At 33.5% G+C, this 24,184-nt stretch carries 19 protein-coding genes and 1 riboswitch; of the genes, 12 read left to right on the top strand and 7 right to left on the bottom strand.

Annotated elements, in window-relative coordinates; translation table 11 throughout:
• Positions 1–123: 123 nt before the first annotated feature.
• The 4 genes from CD032_RS08490 (at position 124) to CD032_RS08475 (ending at position 4,898) form a co-directional block, all read left to right on the top strand.
• Positions 124–1,167: a PTS sugar transporter subunit IIC gene (locus tag CD032_RS08490; protein WP_019469982.1), complete on the top strand. Its 1,044-nt coding sequence runs from the start codon at positions 124–126 to the stop codon at positions 1,165–1,167.
• 512 nt (positions 1,168–1,679) lie between these two features.
• A complete protein-coding gene (locus CD032_RS08485) occupies positions 1,680–2,420 on the top strand; it encodes an aggregation-promoting factor C-terminal-like domain-containing protein (protein ID WP_103211377.1) in 741 nt (246 codons plus the stop codon).
• Positions 2,421–2,546: 126 nt separating this feature from the next.
• Positions 2,547–2,659, top strand: a riboswitch (SAM riboswitch).
• A gap of 62 nt (positions 2,660–2,721) precedes the next feature.
• Complete coding sequence (locus tag CD032_RS08480) at positions 2,722–3,885, top strand: aminotransferase class I/II-fold pyridoxal phosphate-dependent enzyme (RefSeq protein ID WP_019469984.1); 1,164 nt, start codon at positions 2,722–2,724, stop codon at positions 3,883–3,885.
• A gap of 14 nt (positions 3,886–3,899) precedes the next feature.
• The gene (locus tag CD032_RS08475; protein ID WP_040030254.1) at positions 3,900–4,898 is read left to right on the top strand and encodes a D-lactate dehydrogenase; all 999 of its coding nucleotides are present in this window, start codon (positions 3,900–3,902) and stop codon (positions 4,896–4,898) included.
• A 69-nt stretch (positions 4,899–4,967) separates the two neighbouring features.
• On the opposite strand, the gene copZ is transcribed toward CD032_RS08475, so the two are convergent.
• The 3 genes from copZ to CD032_RS08460 all read right to left on the bottom strand — a co-directional run bounded on the left by copZ (position 4,968) and on the right by CD032_RS08460 (position 9,240).
• The gene (gene copZ, locus CD032_RS08470; protein WP_019469986.1) at positions 4,968–5,174 is read right to left on the bottom strand and encodes a copper chaperone CopZ; all 207 of its coding nucleotides are present in this window, start codon (positions 5,172–5,174) and stop codon (positions 4,968–4,970) included.
• A 53-nt stretch (positions 5,175–5,227) separates the two neighbouring features.
• Complete coding sequence (locus CD032_RS08465; protein ID WP_019469987.1) at positions 5,228–7,612, bottom strand: heavy metal translocating P-type ATPase; 2,385 nt, start codon at positions 7,610–7,612, stop codon at positions 5,228–5,230.
• Positions 7,613–7,788: 176 nt separating this feature from the next.
• Positions 7,789–9,240 carry a SulP family inorganic anion transporter gene (locus CD032_RS08460; protein ID WP_103211376.1) on the bottom strand — a complete coding sequence of 484 codons (1,452 nt, stop codon included), beginning with the start codon at positions 9,238–9,240 and terminating at the stop codon, positions 7,789–7,791.
• Positions 9,241–9,474: 234 nt separating this feature from the next.
• Between CD032_RS08460 and CD032_RS08455 the strand changes: the two genes are divergently transcribed.
• From CD032_RS08455 to CD032_RS08445, 3 genes are all read left to right on the top strand, one after another.
• Positions 9,475–10,236, top strand: a complete 762-nt coding sequence (locus CD032_RS08455) for an ABC transporter ATP-binding protein (RefSeq protein WP_019469989.1) — start codon at positions 9,475–9,477, stop codon at positions 10,234–10,236.
• Positions 10,226–12,112, top strand: a complete 1,887-nt coding sequence (locus CD032_RS08450; protein ID WP_019469990.1) for an FtsX-like permease family protein — start codon at positions 10,226–10,228, stop codon at positions 12,110–12,112. The genes CD032_RS08455 and CD032_RS08450 overlap by 11 nt, the downstream gene beginning before the upstream one ends.
• 152 nt (positions 12,113–12,264) lie before the next feature.
• On the top strand, positions 12,265–13,134 hold the full coding sequence (locus CD032_RS08445) for an SDR family oxidoreductase (RefSeq protein WP_019469991.1): 870 nt from the start codon (positions 12,265–12,267) through the stop codon (positions 13,132–13,134).
• Between the two features lie 484 nt (positions 13,135–13,618).
• On the opposite strand, the gene cwrA is transcribed toward CD032_RS08445, so the two are convergent.
• Both cwrA and CD032_RS08435 read right to left on the bottom strand, forming a co-directional pair.
• Positions 13,619–13,825, bottom strand: a complete 207-nt coding sequence (gene cwrA / locus CD032_RS08440) for a cell wall inhibition responsive protein CwrA (RefSeq protein WP_019469992.1) — start codon at positions 13,823–13,825, stop codon at positions 13,619–13,621.
• Between the two features lie 151 nt (positions 13,826–13,976).
• Positions 13,977–15,398 (bottom strand): SLC13 family permease, encoded by a 1,422-nt coding sequence (locus tag CD032_RS08435; protein WP_103211375.1) that lies wholly within the window; start codon positions 15,396–15,398, stop codon positions 13,977–13,979.
• Positions 15,399–15,550: 152 nt separating this feature from the next.
• On the opposite strand from CD032_RS08435, the gene CD032_RS08430 reads away from it, so the two are divergent.
• The 3 genes from CD032_RS08430 to CD032_RS08420 all read left to right on the top strand — a co-directional run bounded on the left by CD032_RS08430 (position 15,551) and on the right by CD032_RS08420 (position 18,802).
• Positions 15,551–16,747 carry a DUF819 family protein gene (locus tag CD032_RS08430; RefSeq protein ID WP_103211374.1) on the top strand — a complete coding sequence of 399 codons (1,197 nt, stop codon included), beginning with the start codon at positions 15,551–15,553 and terminating at the stop codon, positions 16,745–16,747.
• An 83-nt stretch (positions 16,748–16,830) separates the two neighbouring features.
• Positions 16,831–17,394, top strand: a complete 564-nt coding sequence (locus tag CD032_RS08425; protein WP_103211373.1) for a sugar O-acetyltransferase — start codon at positions 16,831–16,833, stop codon at positions 17,392–17,394.
• Positions 17,395–17,785: 391 nt separating this feature from the next.
• Complete coding sequence (locus tag CD032_RS08420) at positions 17,786–18,802, top strand: PTS sugar transporter subunit IIC (RefSeq protein WP_019469996.1); 1,017 nt, start codon at positions 17,786–17,788, stop codon at positions 18,800–18,802.
• A 191-nt stretch (positions 18,803–18,993) separates the two neighbouring features.
• Here the strand turns inward: CD032_RS08420 and CD032_RS08415 are convergent, their stop codons facing one another.
• Together CD032_RS08415 and CD032_RS08410 are read right to left on the bottom strand one after the other, a co-directional pair.
• On the bottom strand, positions 18,994–19,779 hold the full coding sequence (locus CD032_RS08415; protein ID WP_019469997.1) for a putative hydro-lyase: 786 nt from the start codon (positions 19,777–19,779) through the stop codon (positions 18,994–18,996).
• A gap of 226 nt (positions 19,780–20,005) precedes the next feature.
• A complete protein-coding gene (locus CD032_RS08410) occupies positions 20,006–21,697 on the bottom strand; it encodes a BCCT family transporter (protein WP_019469998.1) in 1,692 nt (563 codons plus the stop codon).
• 172 nt (positions 21,698–21,869) lie between these two features.
• Here CD032_RS08410 and CD032_RS08405 point away from each other — a divergent pair, with 172 nt between their 5' ends.
• Both CD032_RS08405 and pruA read left to right on the top strand, forming a co-directional pair.
• Positions 21,870–22,307, top strand: coding sequence for a DUF4064 domain-containing protein (locus CD032_RS08405; RefSeq protein ID WP_019469999.1), 438 nt, complete (start codon positions 21,870–21,872; stop codon positions 22,305–22,307).
• 335 nt (positions 22,308–22,642) lie between these two features.
• A partial coding sequence (gene pruA, locus CD032_RS08400; RefSeq protein WP_019470000.1) for an L-glutamate gamma-semialdehyde dehydrogenase occupies positions 22,643–24,184 on the top strand: 1,542 nt, incomplete at its 3' end.

Here is a 24,184-nt window from a genome sequence, read left to right as displayed (position 1 = left end):
GAATGAATTGGAAATTGTAATGATATGATTAACTGTATTTTTATAGAGAGTGTACAAAAATAAATATTCTGAAAATTGCGATAATATGGTATATTTTATTTATTACAACATAGGAGGCACACAATGATCAAAGTAAGTCCGAAACAATTTATTAATAATGTATTATCTGGCGTAGCAATTGCAATTGTTGCTGGGCTCATACCTAATGCTATTTTAGGGGAGGTATTTAAACTTTTAGCGCCGAAATATGCCGTTTTTGAATCTTTACTACAGGTTGTTTTAGGTATTCAATTTACAGTTCCACTATTGGTAGGAGCTTTGATTGCAATGCGCTTTAGCTTAACACCATTAGCGACTGCTGTAGTTGCTAGTGCGGCTTTTGTCGGAAGTGGTATTGCACAATTTAAAGATGGTGTATGGGTACTTGCCGGCGTGGGAGATTTGATTAATACAATGATAACAGCAGCAGTTGCGGTATTTTTAATATTGCTAATCGGTGAACGTTTTGGTAGTCTGACATTGATTATTTTACCGACAATTGTTGGTGTTATTTCAGGATTGATTGGTTTGACGTTATTGCCATACATACAATTAATTACGACTGGTATTGGTAACTTAGTTAATACGTTTACAGAATTACAACCCATAATTATGTCAATGCTTATTGCACTTGTCTTTAGTTTTATAATCATTTCACCAATTTCTACAGTGGCGACAGCACTTGCCATTGGTATTAGTGGTTTAGCAGCAGGTTCAGCCTCATTAGGCATTGTAGCATGTGAAGGTGTTCTCGTCGCAGGTACGATGAAAATCAATAGATCAGGCGTACCTATTACAATATTTTTAGGTGGTGTTAAAATGATGATTCCCAATATGGTTCGACACCCTATCATTTTATTACCCATCTTCACCAATGCGATTATCACTGGATTTTTTGGTGCTTTATTAGGTATTGCTGGTACCAAGGAATCTGCTGGTTTTGGTATTATTGGGTTGGTAGGCCCCATCAGCGCATTTAAACACATGGAAGCACCATTACTAATTAATCTATTATATGTATTTATTGCATTTTTTGTCGTGCCGTTTATGATAGGTTTCTTAATTCATATATTCTATATGAAAGTTTTGAAATTATATGATAAAGAAGTGTTTAAGTTCCTAGCATAAAATAAGCAAAGATATAGATTTGCTTATTGTAATATATTAAAAAATGCACATTATCAATATATAAGTAAAAAGATTAAAAAGGCCTCAAATCAAAGGCCTTTTTAATTTTGTACAAAATAATTTGCAAGTATGACCCCAATATATAAATAATATATCGAAATATATTATTACAGTTATGTAACAATAAGATTGTTTGTAATTTTTCAGATTATATAAAAAATAAAGCAATTCAAGAGATATCATTCTTTAATATCAACAATTATAAATCATAAAAGTGAAATTGATTATTTGAGAATGTTGTATAAAGCAATTACAAAAGATTGCAATGTTACAAATCAGAATGCTTTTTGTAAAGTTTTGTTATGTAAGTGTAATATAATTGATAAAAATATATGGTATATTAACTATGGTCAAAAAACAAAACATAAAATTTAAAGAATTTTAGCAAATACGACAAAAAAATTATCGAAAATATATTTTATTAAAATTAAATTTGGAGGATTTATTTTATTATGAAAAAATCAATTTTAGCTTCATCATTAGCAGTAGCATTAGGCGTAACAGGATATGCAGCAGCATCTGACAACAATCAAGCTCACGCTTCAGAACAAAACATCGACAAAGCACATTTAGCAGAATTAGCATTAAATGGTTCAGCTGAATTAGATCAAAAACCATTACATGCTGGTGCATATAACTACAATTTTGTACTAGGTGGTAACCAGTTTACTTTTACATCTGACGGTAACACATGGTCATGGGAATACCATGCAGTTGGTGCGCAAGCTTCAACACCTAATACTACACAAGATGTAAGCTCAGAAGTAAGTGTCAATACAAATGAAAAATCAGCAAGTGACGTACGTTCACAACAATCATATACTGCTCCAGCAGCAGTAGAAGCACCAAAAGCTTCAGCAACTACAAATGTTAAAACAGCACAAACAAGTGCAGCTACACAAACATTTAAAGCAGCTCAAGCATCTGCAGCTTCAACTGGTGGATCAGTTAAAGCACAATTCTTAGCTGCTGGTGGATCAGAAGCTATGTGGAATTCAATTGTAATGCCTGAATCAAGTGGTAATCCAAATGCGGTTAACCCAGCAGGGTATAGAGGCTTAGGTCAAACTAAGGAATCATGGGGTACTGGTTCAGTAGCTGATCAAACTAAAGGTATGTTAAACTACGCTAAACAACGTTACGGTTCTGAAGCAGCAGCGTTAGAATTCCGTAAAAACCACGGTTGGTGGTAAAATCTATAGCACTGAACGAATTATGTTTGGTGATATAGATAAGGAGTGACTCAAGCGAGTCACTCTTTTTTTATATTGACATGTTAGAATATTCTGATAAAATTAATATTAATTTTATTATAAAGTGACTTATCCAGAGAAGTGGAGGGACTTGACCCGTTGAAACTTCAGCAACAGACTTATCTATTATCATAAGTACTGTGCTACATTCAACAAGTGAAATACTTGGTAGATAAGTGTCATGTGAGAGCTATATGTCACTTATGAGGCATATAGTTTTTTATTTTAAGGAGGACTTTTAATGGTAATATCAGATCGGTTATCACAAATTCCGGATAGTTACTTTGGTAAAACGATGGGACGAAAAATAGAGCCTGGGCCATTACCGTTGATTAATATGGCTGTCGGTATACCTGATGGCGCAACGCCTAAAGGTATCCTTGATTGCTACGCAGAAGCCATCTATAAACCTGAAAATCAAAAATATGTCGCTTTTCATGGGAAAGAAACATTTAAACAAGCAATCGTCGATTTTTATAAAAGACAATATGATGTTGAATTAGATAAGGATGAAGAAGTTTGTATTCTATATGGTACGAAAAACGGCTTAGTCGCTTTGCCTACATGCATCGTTAATCCGGGTGAAAATGTGCTACTTCCCGATCCAGGTTATACAGATTATTTAGCAGGTGTATTGTTAGCAGATGCTAAGCCACAACCACTTGTGTTAAAGCCACCTTATTATTTACCACAATGGCATATGATAGATAAAGACGTCTTATTGAATACACGCTTAGTTTATCTAACTTATCCAAATAACCCTACAGGTTCAGTTGCTACAAAAGATGTATTTGATAAAGCAATTGCACAATTTCAAGGCACAAAAACTAAAATTGTTCATGATTTTGCTTACAGTGCATTTGGCTTTGATTATAAAAATCCAAGTATTTTACAATCAAAGGGTGCTAGAGACCTAGCAATAGAAGTATTTTCATTGTCAAAAGGATATAATATGTCAGGTTTTAGAGTTGGTTTTGCTGTAGGGAATAAAGACATGATACAAGCATTGAAAAAATATCAAACACATACGCATGCTGGCATGTTTGGTGCACTGCAAGACGCGGCTACATTTGCTTTAAATCATTATGATGATTTCCTTGTGAGTCAAAATGAAATATTTAAAGTCCGCAGAGATAAGTTCACAGCTAAATTGAAAGAAGCAAGTATTCCTTTTGAACCGATGAATGGTGGCATATTTTTATGGTTAAAAACACCTAAATATTATGATGGTGAAACATTTGAAACATATTTATTAAAAGAAAAGTCCATTTTGGTTGCGCCAGGTATTCCATTTGGTGAACATGGGCAGGACTATGTACGTATTTCATTAGCAGTGGATGAAGATAGCTTAATGGAAGCGGCAGAACGCATTCAATCATTAAAACATTTATATGAAGCAGAATAGGAGTGAAATGATCAATGAAAAGCATTAAACTTTTTGGTGTCAGAGAAGAAGATATCCCTTTTATTAATGAATGGTCAGAAAAAAATCAAGTGAAAGTAGATTTAGATAGTGACATATTATCTTCGGAAACAGTAGATCGTGTTAAAGGTTTTGATGGAGTATCATTGTCACAACAAATTGAATTAGATGAAGTAGTGTATCAGAAATTACATGATTATGGAATTAAGCAAATTGCTCAGAGAAGTGCTGGTTTTGATAGTTATAATCTTGATTTAGCTAAGCAATATGAACTAGTTATAACCAATGTACCTTCTTATTCTCCGAATTCTATCGCTGAATATACTGTGTCTCAAGCATTAAATTTAATTAGAAATTTTAATGATATACAAAATAAAACTGCAGCATATGATTTTAGATGGCAACCAAGTAATTTGTCACGTTCTATAAAAGATTTAAAAGTTGCAGTTATTGGTACAGGTCGTATTGGCTCTATTGTAGGTAAAATTTTTGCAGAAGGTTTTGGTTCAGAAGTAGTAGCATATGATATTGAACCTCAAGTCTCATGTGAAGCATATTTAACATATAAAGAAAGTATGAGTGAGGCAATTAAAGATGCAGATATTGTAACTGTACATATTCCAGCGACAAAGGAAAATACATATTTGTTTAATGAGGCAGTATTTACAGAAATGAAAACAGGTGCCGTGTTTATTAATTGTGCGCGCGGTACGATTGTTGATACAAAAGCCCTTATAGATGCATTAAATAGTGGAAAATTATTAGGTGCGGCATTAGATACTTATGAAGGTGAGAAAGGGCTATTCCCAAGTGATCAACGCAATACACAATTAGATGATGCAATATTAGTTGAATTAATAGAACGACAAGATGTCATTCTATCTCCACATATTGCTTTTTATACAGATGCAGCTGTGAAAAATCTTATTGTAGATGCGCTAGATGCAACATTAGAGGTAATATATACTGGTGATAGTAAGCTTCGTGTTAATTAAATATGTAATATAAAAATAGGGCTAAGACGTTTGAATGCGTCTCAGCCCTCATTTTTTTGAATGTGTAGGTTATTTAGCATCATAGCCTTGATCTTCGATAGCATCTTTCATGCTTGTCATTGTAACTTTATTATCGTCAAAATCAACTTCAACATTACCAGCATCAAGGTTCACGTCAGCCGTTGATACGCCATCTAGATTTGTAAGTGCAGATTCTACTGCATGTTTACAATGATCACAGCTCATGCCATCAACTTTAATTGTTTCTGTTGCCATAGGAATCACCTCCTTAAATCAACGATGTTTATTATTATTATTACAAAGTTGCATTATAATTTCATTCGTTTCAATCTGAGTGAATTTGTTACCACACTTACAGAGCTTAATGCCATAGCTGCACCAGCTACCCAAGGTGCAAGTAAACCTAAAGCTGCGATAGGAATACCAGCTACGTTATAGCCGAATGCCCAAAATAAATTTTGTCTGATATTACTTATCGTTGAATTACTAGCTTTAATTGCTTTAGGAATTAATAATAATTCTCCGCCTAAAATTGTAACATCAGCTGCCTCTATTGCTACTTCTGTACCTGTTCCAATAGCAATACCGATATCAGCTTGAACAAGCGCTGGTGCGTCGTTAACGCCATCTCCAACCATAGCAACAATTTTATCATTATCCTGAAGTTCTTTGATTTTTGAAGCTTTTTCTTCTGGTAATACTTCTGCAATTACAGCGTCTATACCTACTTGTCTAGCAATTGCTTGTGCTGTTCGCGCGTTATCTCCTGTAAGCATTGTTACGGAAATGCCTAAATCGTGTAATTGTTGAATCGCTTCATTGGCAGAATCTTTGACTGTATCAGCGACGGCAATCACACCTTGTAGTGTTTGATTAATAGCAATGAGCATTGCTGTTTTACCTTCGTATTCATATTTGACTAAATTATCTTCATACTTTGAAACATCAATATGAGCATCTTTCATGAATTTACGTGTGCCGACCAATATGTCTTGGTTATGAACCATTGCATGAATACCGTGTCCTGGCACTGCTTCAAAAGATGTTGTTTCTAATAAATCACTACCTTTATTATTTGCATAACTAACGATTGCTTCAGCGAGTGGATGTTCAGAATCTTTTTCTGAACTCGCTAAAAGTTGTAGTGTTTCATCATTACCATCAAAGTCCGTCACAATTGGTTTGCCGTTTGTGATAGTTCCTGTTTTATCAAGAACGACTGTTTCAATTTGGTGTGTACGTTCTATGTGTTCGCCACCTTTAAATAAAATACCATTTTCAGCAGCCTTACCAGTACCTACCATAATTGAAGTAGGTGTTGCGAGACCTAATGCACATGGACAAGCTATCACTAATACAGCGATTGCTGCTACAAGTGCAGGTTCGAATTGACCAGTTTGGACAAAAGTAATCCAAATGATAAATGTGAGTATAGCAATACCTACGACAATAGGGACGAAGTAGCCAGAAATCGTATCAGCTAAACGCTGTATAGGTGCTTTTGAACCTTGAGCATCTTCAACTACTTTAATAATAGAAGATAAAGCAGTGTCTTTTCCTACTTTCGTTGCTTCTATTGTAATGGTACCATTTTTATTCATCGTTGATCCTATCACATTATCGTTTAATGTTTTTTCAACAGGGATAGATTCACCCGTTAACATAGATTCGTCTATTGCAGTCATACCTTTGATGATATGTCCATCTACTGGTATTTTTTCTCCTGGTTTTACTTGTATATAATCTCCAACAACAACTTCACTTAGTGGCACCATTTGTTCTTTACCATTTTTAATTATACGTGCTTCTTTTGCTTGTAAACTTAACAATTCACTTAATGCATTTGTAGTTTGCGTTTTGGCACGACTTTCTAAATATTTACCGAATAAGATAAGTGTTATTAATACAGCACTCGTTTCAAAATACAAATGAGGTGTATAGTTTGTATCATTCAACCATTTTATCATTTCATAAATACTATAAAAGAATGCGGCACTCGTACCTAACGCGACTAATACATCCATATTGGCTGAACCATTTCGTAGATTTTTATATGCGCCTACATAGAACTGCCAACCAATAATAAATTGAACAGGTGTAGCTAATATGAATTGAAACCATGGATTCATTAAGAAACTAGGTAATGGTAGTCCGAATAAATGGATAAACATCGTCAATAATAAAGGTAAAGAAAGTATGGCTGAAACAATTAATTTGTTTCGCTTTCCTTTTAACTCTTGTGCTTTTCGTGAATTTTTTTCTGAAGGGGCTGCTTTGGTTTTTGCATCATAGCCGATGTTTTGTATTTTTTTAATCAATTCATCTATAGATGTCACTTCTGGATTATAATTAATCGTTGCATTTTCGGTTGTGAGGTTGACGTTTGCTTGTTCAACACCGTCAGTGCGGTTAAGTACTTTTTCAATACGATTTGAACATGCGGCGCAAGTCATACCAATGACATCTAAATCAGCTTTTTCAGTGACAACATCATAACCTGTATCTTTAATTTTTTGAGTTAAAGCATCTAGTGAAATATTATCTGAATTATATTCAATCGTTGCTTTCTCAGTTGTGACATTGACATTTGCTTTGACATCTTCCATTTTATTTAAATTCTTTTCGATGCGATTTGCACATGCAGCACAAGTCATGCCTGTAATGCCTAATGTCGTTTTTTTGTTGTTTCCCATCTCAGTGAATGCCTCCTTTTGCTTCATAGATTTATAATAAATCATTATTTGTATGTCATCTGTTAAATTTAATATACCCCCTGTAGGTATAAAAGTCAATGTGTTTGTTTGGAATAAAATAAGCTAACATCAGTATGTATGTAACAAGTGATGTTAGCTTATAATTTGAATCAAAGTTATATTAGATGCTGCTGATTAACTTTGCTGAGCTCAGAAACAATTTTACGGCTGTCTTTATTAAGATGTTGTATATAAATCATATTGTTTTTCTTTTTATAATTTTCTATTAAGGTATCTACTGCATTGACAGCTGAATCATCCCATAAATGTGCTTGGCTAAAATCGAGATAAATTGTTTTATCTCTTATTTCTAAATCTAATTGGTTCATTAAGGAATCGATAGATACAAAGAAAATTTGACCTTCAATTTTATAATAGACGTGATGATCACTTTCCTCATATTGAACAGAGACGTTGGATATCTTTGTAGCAAAACATAATGCACTGACAATAACGCCAACGATGACGCCGAGCGCCAGATTACTTGTGAACAATACGATAACTACCGTTAGCATCATCACAAATGCATCAGAACGTGGAGCTTTTTGTATAAATTTAAATGATTGCCAATTAAATGTACCTACAGAAACCATCACCATGATGCCAGCCAAAATTGGCATTGGAATTTCAACAACCCAGTCGCCAAAAACCATAATCAAGATGATTAAAAACACACCTGCTGTGAATGTGGAAAGTCGTGTGGTTGCACCTGAACGCACATTAATAACTGACTGCCCAATCATAGCACAACCACCCATTGCACCGAAAAAGCCTGTGATAAAGTTTGCAATACCTTGTCCGCGAGCTTCTTGGTTTTTGTTACTATAACTATCAGTTGCTTGATCGACGATGCGTGACGTTAATAAACTTTCTACAAGACCTACAATTGCCATTGATATGGAATAAGGAAATATAATTTTAAATGTTTCCATGTTAAATGGTACATCGGGGATTAATAAATGCGGTAAACTTTTTTTGATTTCGCCTAAATCTCCAACTGTTTTAACATCTACACCAGTAACTAAATATACGACCGTTAATACGACGATAGCAATTAATGGTGCAGGTATACGATTGAACACACGAGGTAATAAATAAATAATTAATAATGTGATGATTACAAATAAATATGTAGGTAATGAAATACCAAAGATATGTTTAAGTTGTGTCATAAATATCATTATAGCCAATGCATTCACAAACCCAATCATCACAGAATTTGGAATGAATTTCATCAGTCTGCCTATTTTTAATAGACCAAAGATGATTTGAATGATGCCCATTAAAATGGTTGCAGCAAGTAAATATTGTATACCATGATCGCGTACTAATGGCACAATGACTAAAGCGACAGCGCCTGTAGCAGCGGATATCATTGCGGGTCTACCTCCAACAAATGAAATGACGACAGCGATGATAAATGACGCATATAAACCGACCATTGGATCTACTCCGGCAATAATAGAGAACGAAATTGCTTCAGGAATTAATGCAAGTGCTACAACAATGCCTGCTAATATATTTGTTCCCGGTGCAGTGAGCCATTCTCTCTTTAATTTATTTAGCATAATTTGTGCTCCTTTATTAAAAGTCAATTTTAATAGTATAGCACATAGCATAAAAAAAGTTTATAGTACTTTATGACAAAAAAATTCAAAAATTATAATTTATTACGAAATAAAAATGTGACAGTTTTGTTATTTGAAATTATGTATTTGTTAGTAAAATCAAACGAGAAAATTAAATAAATTCGCTATGATAAAAATATAAATAAAAGTAAAGTGATTGAAGGAGTGTAATACATGTCTATTCTAAAAGTTGAAGGATTAACGAAAAATTATGGCAATAAACATAGAAAGCAAGAAGTACTAAAAGGTATAGATTTTACGATTGAAAAAGGTGAATTTGTAACAATCATGGGACCATCAGGTTCTGGTAAAACAACGTTACTTAATGTGATCAGTTCCATTGATTATATAACGAGTGGTACAGTGGAAATTAATGGTCATCAAATTAATAAAATGAGTAATAAAGCATTAGCAGACTTTCGTAAAAAAGAAATAGGTTTTATTTTCCAAAATTATAGTGTGCTAAATACATTAACGGTTAAAGAAAATATTATGTTGCCACTATCTATTCAAAAATTATCTAAACAAGAAAAAGAACAAAATTATGAAGAAGTCACTCAAGCATTAGGTATTAGTCAATTGGGTCATAAGTATCCAGATGAAATATCTGGGGGACAACAACAACGTACTGCTGCAGCAAGAGCTTCAGTACATAAACCAGCTATTATTTTTGCAGATGAACCAACAGGTGCATTAGATTCAAAAAGTGCACAAGATCTATTGAACCGTTTGGAAGAGTTAAACCAAAAGACAAATGCTACTATCGTCATGGTCACGCACGATCCCGTTGCAGCTAGTTATTCAAATCGTGTCATTATGCTGAAAGATGGGGATATACATTCTGAAATATACCAAGGTGAGGATAGCAATCAAGCATTTTATAAAAATATCATTCACATGCAAACGGCCTTAGGTGGTGTGACAAATGAATTTTAATCAAATCGTCATCAAGAATTTAAGGAAAAATATTAGACATTATGCTATGTATTTATTTTCCCTAATTGTCAGTATTGTTTTATATTTTAGTTTTGTAACTTTAAAATACACTGACAGTATTAATAATGAGCAATCATTAAAGACAATTCAAAAAGGTTCAGAAATTGGCGCAGTATTTTTATTCTTTATTATTGTTATATTCTTAATGTATGCGAATCAACTTTTTATTAAACGTAGAACAAGTGAATTTGCACTGTATCAATTGATTGGTTTAACAAGAAATAACATCATGAGAATGTTAGTCATTGAGCAAGCGATGATGCTGTTATTAACGAGTGTGATTGGCATGCTTATAGGTATATTTGGTTCGAAATTACTATTGATGATTGTGCTCAAAGTATTAGACATTAATATGAGCGTATCATTATCGTTTCAATTGCCAGCTGTAATGCAAACATTGATGCTTATTGTTGTGTCATTTGTACTCATACTAATACAAAGTTTTATATTTTTACGTAAACGCAGTATTTTAATGATGATGAATGATAACGCACGCACGGAAGCAACCAAGTCTCAAATTACTGTGATGGAAGTTATTTCCGGTGTGTTAGGTATTGTGATGATTGGTGTTGGCTATTATATCTCTACAGAAATGTTTGGTAAGTTCATCAATATGATCATCTATTCGCCATTTATCATTTTATTGTTAACGGTATTAGGTGCATATTTATTTTTCCGCAGTTCCGTGTCACTTATATTTAAAACGTTGAAACGTTCAAAAAGAGGTAACGTGTCAATCACTGATGTAGTGTTTACATCATCAATCATGCATAGAATGAAGAAAAATGCATTATCATTAACTATTATTGCAACTATTTCAGCAGTAACTGTAACAGTATTATGCTTTGGTGCGATTAGTAAATCAACGATGGATGAAAATACAGAGTTAATGGCACCCCATGATTTAAACTTTACAAATAGTAAACAAGCCAAACAATTTGAAAGTAAATTAAAACAAGCAGATATAGATGTGACAAAAGATTATAAAGAAGTAGTGCGTGGTGACATATTAAAAGATCAAGTATTTCAAAAATCCAATATGGGGCGCATGGATAGTTTATTTGTAACGAGTAACAAATACTTTAACGATAAAGCAGTGACTGGAAATAAAGCGAAATTGATTAATTTAGCAGCCGGTAATGGAATCGTAAAATATGACTTAAATAAAGAGATTCAGTTGAAGAATAGTGATAAGGAAACATTTAAGGTAATTGGTGATAGTAGCAGAGCGACATTTATGAGTGAAATAAGTTATGGCGGTCCCGTATTACTCGTGAGCTCTGACAAATATGAGGAAATCAAACAGGGGAGTAAGGAGACGAATAAACAATATGGTTATGATTTGAAACATCATACGGATTTGACTAAAGCAACGAAAATTGCACAATCGATTGATCCCAGCATCCAATCTCAAGGAATGATAAAACAAGAAATGAACGAGAGTGTCGGTATTTTATTATTTGTAACTTCGTTTTTAGGTTTAGCATTTTTAGTGGCAGCAGGATGTATCATCTATATTAAACAAATGGATGAAACTGAAGATGAAATACCGAGTTTTCGTATTCTAAGAAAAATTGGTTATACGCATCAAGATATGTTGAAAGGACTAGGGTTAAAAGTTGTTTTCAACTTTGGTTTACCTTTAGTTGTGTCACTGTTGCATGCATATTTTGCAGCAAAAGCTTTTATGGGGCTCTATAATGCAACGAGTATGACACCTGTTTATATTGTCATGATTGTATATTCAATTGTGTATTGTATATTTGCAATTATGTCCTTTATACATTCAAGCCGAATTGTAAAACACTCAATTTAAACAATATAAAATTTAATAAATCATTTTAACTAAAATGCTGTGGATTAAGTTATGGACATATGACGTTATTCACAGCATTTTTTAATATGTTTGTTGCTGCTTATTTGTGGTATGTAGTACACGATAGAATTATTACACATGGGGGTATAATGATGAATTTATTAGAATTTCATAAGCAAATTAAAGGGTATACACAAAATAAACAACCAGGTATCCAAAAAGATATGGATCCACAACCTATAACGGAAATGGAAGGATATAAAAGTGGCGGCAAATTAACAGGTAAAGTTGCTCTAATTACTGGTGGTGATTCTGGTATTGGACGTTCTGTAGCGATGTTATTTGCAAAAGAAGGGGCGAACGTTGCCATTGGTTACTATGATGAACATGAGGATGCTCAAAAAGTAGTGGATGATTTGAGAGAGGTAGGCGTGAAAGCTAAAGCTTATGCACATGATTTAAAGGTAGTATCAGAATCTCAAAAATTAATTGATCAAGTGGTTAAAGATTTTGATGGTTTAAATATTTTAGTGAATAATGGTGGTGTTCAATTTCCACAAGATAGTTTTCAAGAAATTACGCCAGAGCAAGTGAAAGAAACGTTTGAAACTAATATTTTTGGCATGATGTTTTTATCTCAAGCAGCAGCACCTCATTTAAAAAATGGCGATGCCATTATCAATACTACTAGTGTTACCGCATATAGAGGATCAGCGCATCTCATAGATTATTCAGCAACTAAAGGGGCAATCGTTGCATTTACGAGATCATTAGCGACAAGTCTGATAGAACAAGGCGTACGCGTCAATGCTGTTGCACCTGGCCCTATATATACACCTTTAATACCTGCTACATTTTCAGATGAAAAAGTAGCAAATCAAGGTGGGGAAACACCTATGGGTCGTCGTGGACAACCTGCAGAACTTGCACCGTCATATGTATTTTTAGCGTCTTATGCAGATAGTTCTTATATTACAGGACAGGTCATTCATGTAAATGGTGGTGATTATATTACTTCTTAAGCATAATGGGCATCTTGACGATGATGGTTTAACGAAATAATATATGTTTATATAACAATGATTGCAAGACTTACATTATTAAATTAGTGATGTATGTATGACGTTTGGTCTTTTAACAATCGTGGGAATATGTAATTAGGTATTATCATTTGATATTTTATAAAGATATACACTTTGATAGTGTCTTCTAGTTATTTTATTAAAAAACACTTTCATATAAATTCATTTAATAACATGAATTTAATGAAAGTGTTTCATTATATTTTATAGTAATTGTAAAACAATATGAAATATGAAAGTAGTTTTGCAATATGTGTAAAGTCTTTTAAAATTAAGCGCGTATTGTTCGTATGATATTTAATATAAAATGTTTTGATCTAGTCATGTTTTGAAAATTGAGAGACTACACGAGCAGTTAAATCTAAAAGGCATTCCTATATTTTTATAACTAAGGCTTCAAGTTTGATGCATACGCTCTAAATTGCTAAAAGAAATCTGAAGGAATGAAATCATCGACATTTATATTTTTCAAAGAGTCAAAGTTAACATTTTCAATATTTTGTAGTATTTCTCCTTCTTTAAATTGTTGATAATAATTTGTAGTTTCTGCGACGATATCGTGATCTTGAAATGTTTTTACAACACCTAAGATCAAGAGGACAGCTATTGCACCTTTGATGATTGTTTTCATAAGTAATGACTCCTTTTAATGATAATACATATATTATAAATGAAAATTGAGACTGTGACATGCGTCCATAGTATTTATATATCATCGTACCTTAGTTGTATACGACGTGCTTATGAAAATATATAGTCATCGACTGTAATTAAATGTGTCATTAGAGACCGAAAGCAATCGGTAACCAGAAATAAACAAATAATGATATGACAATAATAGTGAATATGTTTAATATAAATCCAGCTTTTACCATATCTTTCATTTCTAATTCATCAGAACTGAATACTGCTGCATTTGGTGGTGTTGAAATGGGTAACATGAAAGCACAAGTCGAAGATACTGCAACGATACCCATAATTATGAAAGGGTCTTGGCTGATAGCTGCAGCAAACCCAATACTGATTGGCATTAACATATTTGATACAGCCGTATTAGACATCACTTCAGTAAGGAACAAGATGCCAGTTGTAAGCACGATAACAATTAAAATGAGTGGTAAAGGTTTTACAACACCTAGCATGCCTCCAAACCATTTTGTTAGACCAGAGTCTTCAAAAGCAGCAGCTAACGAAAGGCCTCCACCAAACAATAGTAAAATACCCCAAGGGAGTTTGCTCATATCATCCCAAATAAGTAATCCACCTTTGTGAGATTTAGCAGGAATTAAAAATAAGAGCACTGCGCCTGTCATTGAAATAATGGTGTCAGATAAATGGAGGCTAGCTGGAAGAAGACTACCACTGATCCATAAGACACTGACAAATAGGAATACAACACCGGTTAATTTTTCTTCTAAACTCATGGGGCCTAAATCACGTAATGATTTTTTGGCAAAGTCAGAAGAAATTTTATCTGCATCTTCAATTTTAAAGAGCCATTTTGTCATTAACAAGTATAATATGATAAGCGATATAATTGTTAAAGGTAAAGCGAAAATCATCCATTGTGCAAAAGAAACGGTTCTATTTAAGCTTGAAGCAGCGATTGCGGCAAACACTGCATTTGGTACTGAACCAATTAAAGTTGCGAGACCACCAATAGAAGCGGAATAAGCGACTGTAAGTAATAATGCTTTACTGAATTTATGTGCTGACTCTGGTTTTAAAAATTGTGCGCTTTGAATTTCATGTATTAAAGCTAATGCAATAGGTAGCATCATTAAAGCTGTTGCAGCATTTGAAATCCACATCGATATAAATGCTGTTGCAATCATGGTACCTAAAATTATACGATTGCTATTAGATCCCATCATAGCGATAATCGTCATTGCGATACGTTTATGTAAGTTCCATTTTTCAATTGCCAAGGCAATGATGAAGCCCCCCATATACATAAAGACTATCGGATCAGCATAAGCGCTTGCAGCCACTTGCTCATCTGTTCCACCACTTAAAGGTAATAGAATGAGTGGAATGAACGACGTTGCTGGAATAGGAATCGCTTCCGTAATCCACCATGTGGCAACAAATAGTGTTACAGCAAGTACAGCCCTAGGAGCGTCATCTAGACCAGTAAATCCAGGAATAAAATAAAAGATAAAGAAAAGTAACGGTCCTAGGATCAAACCAATTTTTTGTTTCATAAAAAATCCCCCTTGTTTTACCCTTGCATTAGTTAGAATATCAATTTGAAAAAGTAATGACAATTTATTTTTCAGAAAATTGTAAAAAAAGCGTGGTTTATTGTTAGAATAAGTTTAAACTTGTGCATTTGAGAAATAAAGGGAGTGATTTCATGATATTGGGTACACTGGTAGGTAAAGATGATACATGGGTATTATGGGCAATTATTATAGTGTGGGCTACAGTAAGTATCTTTTTAGAACAACGCTATCAATGGGCAAGTACGATTTCAGGAGCGATTATTGCATTGGTAGGTGCGATGATACTTTCTAACTTTAAAGTTATACCGACGAGTGCACCAGTTTATGATACCGTGTGGGATTATATTGTTCCTTTATCTATACCATTACTACTTTTTAGTTCGAATATATTAAAAATTTGGAAAGAAAGTCGACGATTGTTGTTTATTTTTTTAATTGCATCTGTAGGAACTATGATTGGAACAACTGTAGCTTTTATCATATTAAATCATTCAGTGCCTTATTTATCTAAAATAGGCGCAATGATGACTGGAAGTTACATTGGTGGTGGCGTAAACTTTGCTGCCTTGAGTTCCAAATTAAAAACACCTAGAGAAATGGTTTCATCCACAGTTGTCGCAGATAATAGTGTAATGGCATTATATTTTCTGCTATTAATTGCGATTCCATCGATGCCGTTTATTAAAAAACACTTTAATACACATTATAAAAATGACCATTCACCAGCATCTCAAGAATCATTTTGGCAACCTAAAAAAATTCAATTATTAGATATTGTATTTTCAATCGCTGCAGCGATCGCAATCGTTGCAATCAGTTTTAAACTTTCTGAATTCATACAACATGTCGTACCTCAAAGTAATTTGCTCTTAACCATACTTGTATCATTTTTTGGAGATTTCTATCTCTTACTTACAACTTTAACGCTTATCATTGTTGCCATTTGGGGAGACTTCTTTGAAAAATTAGCAGGTGCTTCTGAAATAGGAACATTCTTAATTTATATTTTCTTTGTTGTCATAGGTACACCGGCCTCATTTGTTACGATTATTAAAACGGCACCGCTGTTATTTATCTTTGTAATGATTATTTTAATATTTAATTTAGGACTGAGCTTGTTGTTAGGCAAATTGTTAAAATTCAATATAGAAGAGATATTACTAGCAAGTAATGCTACCGCTGGAGGACCCACTACTGCAGCTGCATTAGCGATAGGTAAAGGTTGGACTGATCTAGTCGGACCTATATTAATTGTGGGTACATTAGGTTATGTGATTGGTAATTATGCTGGTACGTTAATGTATCAATGGCTTTCTTATATTGCTTAGTGAAAAGGCATTTACTTAGAAATGTCACGACGAGATGATATAGTTAATCTGATAAATTAGTGAAGAGGAATGAGGGATGAAATTTGAGTGAAAAAGAAAAAATGTTAGCTGGGCAATGGTATGATGCAAACTACGATGCAAATTTGGACAAAGAAAGAAATATAGCAAAAGACTTATGTTTTGAATTAAACCAAACTAAGCCCAGTAATAAAGAGAGACGTCAAACAATTTTGAAAGCATTGTTACATGCTGAACCAAATCATTTAGAATTATTAAGTCCGTTTTATGTTGATTATGGTTATAACCTTTTTTTAGGTGAGCAGGTGTTTATTAATCATGACTGTTATTTCATGGATGGTGGTAAAATCTTCGTGGGCAATCATGTGTTTATTGGACCAAAATGTGGTTTTTACACTGCAATACATCCATTAAACTATCAAGATAGAAACCAAGGATTAGAACAAGCGCTACCAATACATATAGGAGATAATGTTTGGATTGGCGCAAATGTTATAGTTTTACCTGGAGTTACAATTGGTAATGGTACAGTTATTGGCGCTGGAAGTATTGTATCTAAAGATGTTCCAGAGAATGTAGTTGCAATAAGTTCACCGGCAAAACCAATAAAAACGATTGATAACAACTAAGCGACTTTATGCGCTTAAATTGTAAAATGAACTTTTTAATAGGAGTTAGTAACATGAATCAACGTTTGCAACGGATGATGTTACTGCTCCTTTTTTGTTTTGCTGCAAGATAAATAAAATACTATTGTGTGAAATTTTAAAACAAATTAAATTTGTTTTAAAAAATGTTCCGCGGAGCTTAAATAGAAAATAATAAAATTGTTCGGAATATAATAAAAATTTGTGTTAGAATATATAAATGTGGAAATTGAAAAGTTTATATTTTGTTAATTACAAATAATTTAATATTTATTTGTTACAAGTAGCTTTGGCATCCATATATAGAAAGGATTGAACTATTTATTTCACAAGTTTAAAAAGTGAGTAGTTCAAAGAAAGAGGAGAATTATTCATGGACATTTTAATAGGAACCTTGTTTTTAATCGTTGTCTTAGTGTTATTTACATTATTTACATATCGTGCTCCTAATGGCATGCGTGCGATGGGAGCATTAGCCAATGCAGCGATAGCAACATTTTTAGTAGAAGCTTTTCATAAATATGTTGGCGGAGATCTATTTGGCATTAAATTTTTAGGAGATCTTGGTGATGCCGCTGGTGGACTAGGTGGCGTGGCAGCTGCTGGTTTGGTTGCTTTAGCAATCGGTGTTTCACCTGTTTATGCTTTGGTTATTGCAGCAGCATGTGGTGGTTTAGATTTAATACCAGGGTTTGTTGCTGGTTATGCAATTGGTTATTTAATGAAGTTTGCAGAACATAAAGTGCCAGACGGCATAGATTTAATAGTAGGCATTTTGATTATAGCGCCACTAGCAAGGTTAGTAGCTACTGTAATCACGCCATTAGTAAATAATTCATTATTGAAAATTGGAGACATTATCCAAAGTTCCACAGAAATTAACCCGATTATTATGGGGCTTATACTTGGTGGCGTCATTACAGTAGTTGGGACAGCACCATTAAGTTCCATGGCGTTGACTGCATTATTAGGTTTAACCGGAATGCCAATGGCAATTGCGGCAATGGTTTCATTTGCGTCATCTTTCATTAATGGTACGATGTTTAATAAACTAAAACTTGGAGATCGCAAATCTAGAATTGCGGTTTGTATTGAACCATTATCACAAGCAGATGTTGTATCTGCAAATCCAGTGCCCGTCTATACTGCCAATTTTATTGGTGGAGCTTTAGCAGGTGCGGTTATAGCAACATCTGGTATGATTAATGATGCTACAGGTACAGCTACACCGCTCGCAGGTTTCCTTGTTATGTTCGGTTTCAACAACCCGATAAAAATAATTATTTATGGTGCCATTGTAGGTATTATAGGTTTAATCGTAGGTTATGTTTGTTCTGTTTGGTTTAAAAATTATCCAGTCGTTTCAAAAGAAGAGATAGAAGCGCGATAATACTGAGTAATAGATAAACGATATGAAAGATCGATTTAAAATAATCATATGTATTATACACTTAACATATAGTCAATTATATAAATTAAAAATCAGCAAATGGCATCCATCAATATTAAATGGATGCCATTTTGCTGCGCTTTTATTTTTATAACATTAAAAATATGTGTTTAAACAAGTTCAAGTTTAAATTAATTACTTAGCTGACTATCTGGAACATCAGTGATAAACATATGTCCAGGTGCATGTGTAATCATCAATTCTGGCTTAGCATCTAACGCAACAGATTGTGGAGTAACACCACAGCCCCAAAATACAGGGACTTCATTTTCTTTAATCGTGACAGGCTCACCAAAATCAGGGTTTGTTATATTTTCGATGCCAATTTCTGATGGATTTCCTATATGAATTGGCGTACCGTGAACATTTTTAAAATGAGTTGTAATTTCTGTTGCTTTTATCGCTTGTTGCATGGTCATCGGCCGCATACTTACAGTGATATTTCCTGAGAAATGACCGCTTGATGCGGCTGGAATATTTGTTATATACATTGGCACATTATGCTCTTCTTCAATGTGACGAATTGGTAAACCAGCATCCAACAAAGCATGCTCAAAAGTAAAACTGCAGCCAATCAAAAAACCCACCATGTCATCATTAAATATATGAGCTATGTCAGTTGGAGACTCCACTAATTCTCCATAACGGTATACATTATATTGTGCGACTTCATTTGTGATGTTAGCCTCTTTACCATAAGTAGGAAAAGAAGTTGATCCTATTTCTGATACATCTAAAAGTGGACATGTTTTAGGGTTTCTAAAACAGAATTTTAAAAAATCATATGCATAGGCAGAAGGTAATATGACTACATTGGCTTGGACATAACCTTTAGCCATGCCACTTGTATGACCAGTGAGGTCACCTTTACTTATCATTTTTCTTAATATACTCGGGTGTTGGTTTTGTAAATTCATTATGTGTTCATCCCCTTAAATTAGCTTCTTAGATATATTTTAGCAAAAATCAACATATAAGTAGTGCAAAATGTTCGGAATATTTAGAAAAAATAAAAAGCAGATGTAGTATTGAAATCGAAATATCGTTAATTTCAATACTACGTCCGCTGTCCAGTTGAGTTTTTTAAACACGTATAAACATTGATGATTGAGCTATTTTGATAATTTCGAGCAACATGGTCGATTAATCATCTTTGTCTTTGGTGTCTGCATCATGATTTTTATTTGTCGCAGCATTGTGATTTGATTCATTTTCTTCTACTGAAGCATCAGCATCAGTTTCTAAATCATTTGTTTCACGTTCTTCTAACGGTATAGAATAATCTTTATCATCATTGATGTAAGTCATTTTAAAGTGTTCAGTTGGTTCTCTTCTTAATGCGCGCATTAAAGAAAAGATCATGAGTAATAAAATAATTGAGAATGGTAGACCTGTAACAACAGATGCAGTTTGTAAACTGGTCAAACCACCTGCAATTGTCATAGCAACAGATATAGCACCAATTAATATCCCCCAAATAATTTTATGTTTGATTTTAGGGTTAGCGATTCCACCAGTTGCCATACCCGCAACAATATGTGTAGTAGAATCAGCGCTCGTGATGATAAATATAAAGATGAGTGCAATTGCTAATGCACTTGTGATGTCAGCGATAGGAAACTTGGATAATAATTCAAAAAGTGCAACAGTATAATCTTTGTCGACAATGTTTGCGATGTTGTCGTTACCACTTAATGCTATTTTCACTGCTGTACCACCAAATCCAGCTATCCAAGTAAACGAAATTAAAGGTGGAATAATTAGTACACCAACGACGAACTCTCTAATCGTTCTTCCACGGGATACACGAGCTACGAAACCTCCTATAAATGGCGACCATGAAATAACCCATGCCCAATAGAAAACAGTCCATTGTTGTATCCAGCTGTTATCGCCAGTATAAGGGCTGATACGTAAACTATATTCAATAAAATGACGTAAATAATCACCTATTGCTAATGTATAAGATTCTAAAATAAATTTAAAATCGCCAAAAATAAACATGAAGATAAGTAATATTGCACCTAAGCCAATATTGATATTACTTAACCATTTTACCCCTCTATTTAAGCCGGTAATTGCTGACGTTAAAAAGATACCCACCATTAAAATAGTGATTGATATTTTAGTGACATTATTGTTGGGGACATTAAAGACATGTTGAAGCCCTCCACTAATTTGCATAATACCTAAGCCAATAGATGTGGCTATCCCCATTACTGTAGCTATGATTGCTAATACATCTATTATATTTCTATATGGTCGTTTATAAGATTCACCAAATACAGGTTCCATTGCCGTTGAAATAAGACCATCACGTTTTTTTCTAAATTGGAAGTACGCCACTGTTAAACCGGCAATGGCGAAGATAGACCATTGAGAAATACCCCAATGAAAAAAAGTATAGCCCATAGCAACACGAGCAGATTCTGCAGAGGCGTCAGGTATTTTACCAGGAAATGGAGAATGTAAATAATGGGTTAATGGTTCTGCTACACCCCAAAATACAATTCCAACGCCCAATCCTGCAGAAAAAAGCATTCCAATCCAAGACATCATAGAAAATTCAGGATCTTCGTTATCATCACCCAATTTAAAACGACCATAACGTGAAATGGCTAAAGCAATTAAAAAGATATCTAAAATAAAAATAATTACTAAAAATAACCACCCAAAACTATTTGCTATATAGTCGTAGACTTGTTGTGCATGACTCCCAAAATTTTTAGGGAAAATACCCGCTATTAATGTGATAAGTACAATAATTGCAACAGATATCATATAAACAAGATTTCTATGTTTTTTCTTTCTGGCGTGTGCATTCTTGTCATTCATTATAGTATTAAATCATCCCTTTGTTTTAATTTATATTAAGAAATTACCCTAATGTAATGACACTATTCATTGAATATTCTGATAAAAATTTTTATATTGATTAAGTTGCATGATTCATATTTTTATGGGTATAGAAAATATGAAAATTTATAAATTGCTAAGGAGGTTGCATATGAAACGTACTTTGGAAAAAGTACTAGTTTGGCTAGGAATTTTCATACAATTTGTACTAATTTTTTTAATGGCTATTGCTGCGCCGTTTTTAAATGATCGAAGTTTTAAGGGTTCATTAATGGACTCTTTTGAAAATCAAGAAGCTATTACCAATAATTTAACTCAAACAGAAACATCACAATTATTAGATAATATAAGTCAATTATTTATTGTTGCTTTAGGTTTAGTTATTGTAACGACAATCTTAGCATTAATATTTGTATTACTTATCAATAAAATACCAAAAACAGTAGGTGTGATATTTATATTACTTGCTATTGTCAGTGTGTTCACATTAAATATTATTTCGGCATTGTTATGGTTAATTGCAGGTATTTTACTGTTAGTTAAAAAAGCACATAAGCATAATAAAAGTAAAAAAGTACATAAAAATTAACTATTGTTCGTTGACATGATAAAAATAAGCATTCAACAATGAATTAGATGAACATAGAAACAATTATAAATCGTCATCATATGAATCATACACTTTCTTTAAGTTCATAATTATATGTATAAAGAGGTTAAAGAGAGTGTTCTTTTAAAGTAATTTGGCCAATATTGAAAAAAGAGAAGTAAAATCGTTAAAAAGAAAGGTGTAAAATGCGATTTATTTTTACAAAAGTATTTGTAAGCGATTGCATTTGTTGTGTGATACCTATACAATAAAAATAAGAATGGAAGTTTTCCATTTTAGTTTTCTATTTACAAACTTACATGGGGGTAGAAAAAATGGTTGTCAACTATACAAATGAACCAGGCATTGACTTTACTGATAATAGCAATGTCGAATCATTCAAAGAAGCATTAAAAAAAGTTAAAGGTGAATTAAATCAAAAACTTCCGTTAGTGATTAATGGGGAGAAAATTTTTACTAAGGATACATTTCAATCTATTAATCCTGCAAACACTTCTGAAGTTATTGCTGAAGTATCAAAAGCCACAACAAAAGAAGTAGATAAAGCTTTTGATGCGGCTAATGAAGCTTATAAATCTTGGAAACGATGGACACACAGAGATCGTGCTGAATTTTTAATTAGAGTTGCAGCAATCATTAGACGACGCAAAGAAGAAATATCGGCAGTGATGGTGTATGAAGCTGGTAAACCATGGGACGAAGCAGTTGGTGACGCAGCTGAAGGTATTGATTTCATCGAATATTATGCTAGATCAATGATGGAACTCGCAGATGGTAAACCAGTATTAGATAGAGAAGGAGAACACAATCAATATTTTTATAAACCAATTGGTACTGGGGTAACAATCCCACCATGGAACTTCCCATTTGCAATTATGGCGGGTACTACTTTAGCACCAGTTGTTGCTGGTAATACAGTTCTTTTAAAACCTGCAGAAGATACGCCGTTAACAGCATATAAATTAATGGAAGTATTAGAAGAAGCAGGTTTGCCAAAAGGTGTTGTGAACTTTGTTCCTGGTGATCCAAAAGAAATTGGCGACTATCTTGTTGATAGTGTGCACACGCACTTTGTGACGTTTACAGGTTCACGTGCAACAGGTACACGCATCTTTGAAAGAGCTGCAAAAGTTCAAGAAGGACAACAATTTTTAAAACGTGTTATCGCTGAGATGGGCGGTAAAGATGCGATTGTTGTTGATAAAGATATAGATACAGACTTGGCAGCTGAATCGATTGTTTCATCAGCGTTTGGTTTCTCAGGTCAAAAATGTTCTGCTTGTTCGCGCGCAATCGTCCATAAAGATGTATATGATGAAGTATTAGAAAAAGCGGTTAAACTTACACAAGATTTAACTTTAGGAAATACAGAAAACAACACATATATGGGACCAGTTATAAATCAAAAACAATTTGATAAAATTAAAAATTATATCGAAATTGGTAAAAAAGAAGGTAAGTTAGAACAAGGTGGTGGTACTGATGGTGCTACAGGTTACTTTGTTGAACCTACAATTTTCTCTGGTCTTAAATCAAGCGATCAAATCATGCAAGAAGAAATATTTGGACCTGTTGTTGGTTTTGTAAAAGGAAAAGATTTTAATGAGTTATTAGAAATTGCTAATGACACAGATTATGGATTAACAGGTGCAGTTATTACGAATAACCGTGAAAACTGGATTGAAGCTGTTAAAGAATATGATGTTGGTAACTTATATCTAAATCGTGGTTGTACTGCAGCAGTCGTTGGCTACCATCCTTTCGGTGGCTTTAAAATGTCTGGTACAGATGCAAAAACAGGTAGCCCAGATTATCTATTGCACTTCTTAGAACAAAAAGTTGTTTCAGAAATGTTT

The organism is Staphylococcus cohnii subsp. cohnii (genome assembly GCF_002902365.1).
Taxonomy (GTDB): Bacteria; Bacillota; Bacilli; order Staphylococcales; family Staphylococcaceae; genus Staphylococcus; species Staphylococcus cohnii.
The sequence above is the reverse complement of the archived record's forward strand: the minus strand, read 5'-3'. Positions and strand labels throughout refer to the sequence as shown.

Excerpts from the sequence above, each read along its gene's own strand:
- CD032_RS08450 (WP_019469990.1), top strand. The coding sequence starts at position 10,226 with ATGAATTTTAATCAAATCGTCATCAAGAATTTAAGGAAAAATATTAGA.
- CD032_RS08485 (WP_103211377.1), top strand. The coding sequence starts at position 1,680 with ATGAAAAAATCAATTTTAGCTTCATCATTAGCAGTAGCATTAGGCGTA.
- CD032_RS08415 (WP_019469997.1), bottom strand. The coding sequence starts at position 19,779 with ATGAATTTACAAAACCAACACCCGAGTATATTAAGAAAAATGATAAGT.
- cwrA (WP_019469992.1), bottom strand. The coding sequence starts at position 13,825 with ATGAAAACAATCATCAAAGGTGCAATAGCTGTCCTCTTGATCTTAGGT.
- CD032_RS08405 (WP_019469999.1), top strand. The coding sequence starts at position 21,870 with ATGAAACGTACTTTGGAAAAAGTACTAGTTTGGCTAGGAATTTTCATA.
- CD032_RS08410 (WP_019469998.1), bottom strand. The coding sequence starts at position 21,697 with ATGAATGACAAGAATGCACACGCCAGAAAGAAAAAACATAGAAATCTT.
- CD032_RS08430 (WP_103211374.1), top strand. The coding sequence starts at position 15,551 with ATGATATTGGGTACACTGGTAGGTAAAGATGATACATGGGTATTATGG.
- CD032_RS08420 (WP_019469996.1), top strand. The coding sequence starts at position 17,786 with ATGGACATTTTAATAGGAACCTTGTTTTTAATCGTTGTCTTAGTGTTA.
- CD032_RS08475 (WP_040030254.1), top strand. The coding sequence starts at position 3,900 with ATGAAAAGCATTAAACTTTTTGGTGTCAGAGAAGAAGATATCCCTTTT.
- CD032_RS08455 (WP_019469989.1), top strand. The coding sequence starts at position 9,475 with ATGTCTATTCTAAAAGTTGAAGGATTAACGAAAAATTATGGCAATAAA.
- CD032_RS08435 (WP_103211375.1), bottom strand. The coding sequence starts at position 15,398 with ATGAAACAAAAAATTGGTTTGATCCTAGGACCGTTACTTTTCTTTATC.
- CD032_RS08445 (WP_019469991.1), top strand. The coding sequence starts at position 12,265 with ATGAATTTATTAGAATTTCATAAGCAAATTAAAGGGTATACACAAAAT.
- CD032_RS08465 (WP_019469987.1), bottom strand. The coding sequence starts at position 7,612 with ATGGGAAACAACAAAAAAACGACATTAGGCATTACAGGCATGACTTGT.
- CD032_RS08490 (WP_019469982.1), top strand. The coding sequence starts at position 124 with ATGATCAAAGTAAGTCCGAAACAATTTATTAATAATGTATTATCTGGC.
- CD032_RS08480 (WP_019469984.1), top strand. The coding sequence starts at position 2,722 with ATGGTAATATCAGATCGGTTATCACAAATTCCGGATAGTTACTTTGGT.
- copZ (WP_019469986.1), bottom strand. The coding sequence starts at position 5,174 with ATGGCAACAGAAACAATTAAAGTTGATGGCATGAGCTGTGATCATTGT.
- CD032_RS08460 (WP_103211376.1), bottom strand. The coding sequence starts at position 9,240 with ATGCTAAATAAATTAAAGAGAGAATGGCTCACTGCACCGGGAACAAAT.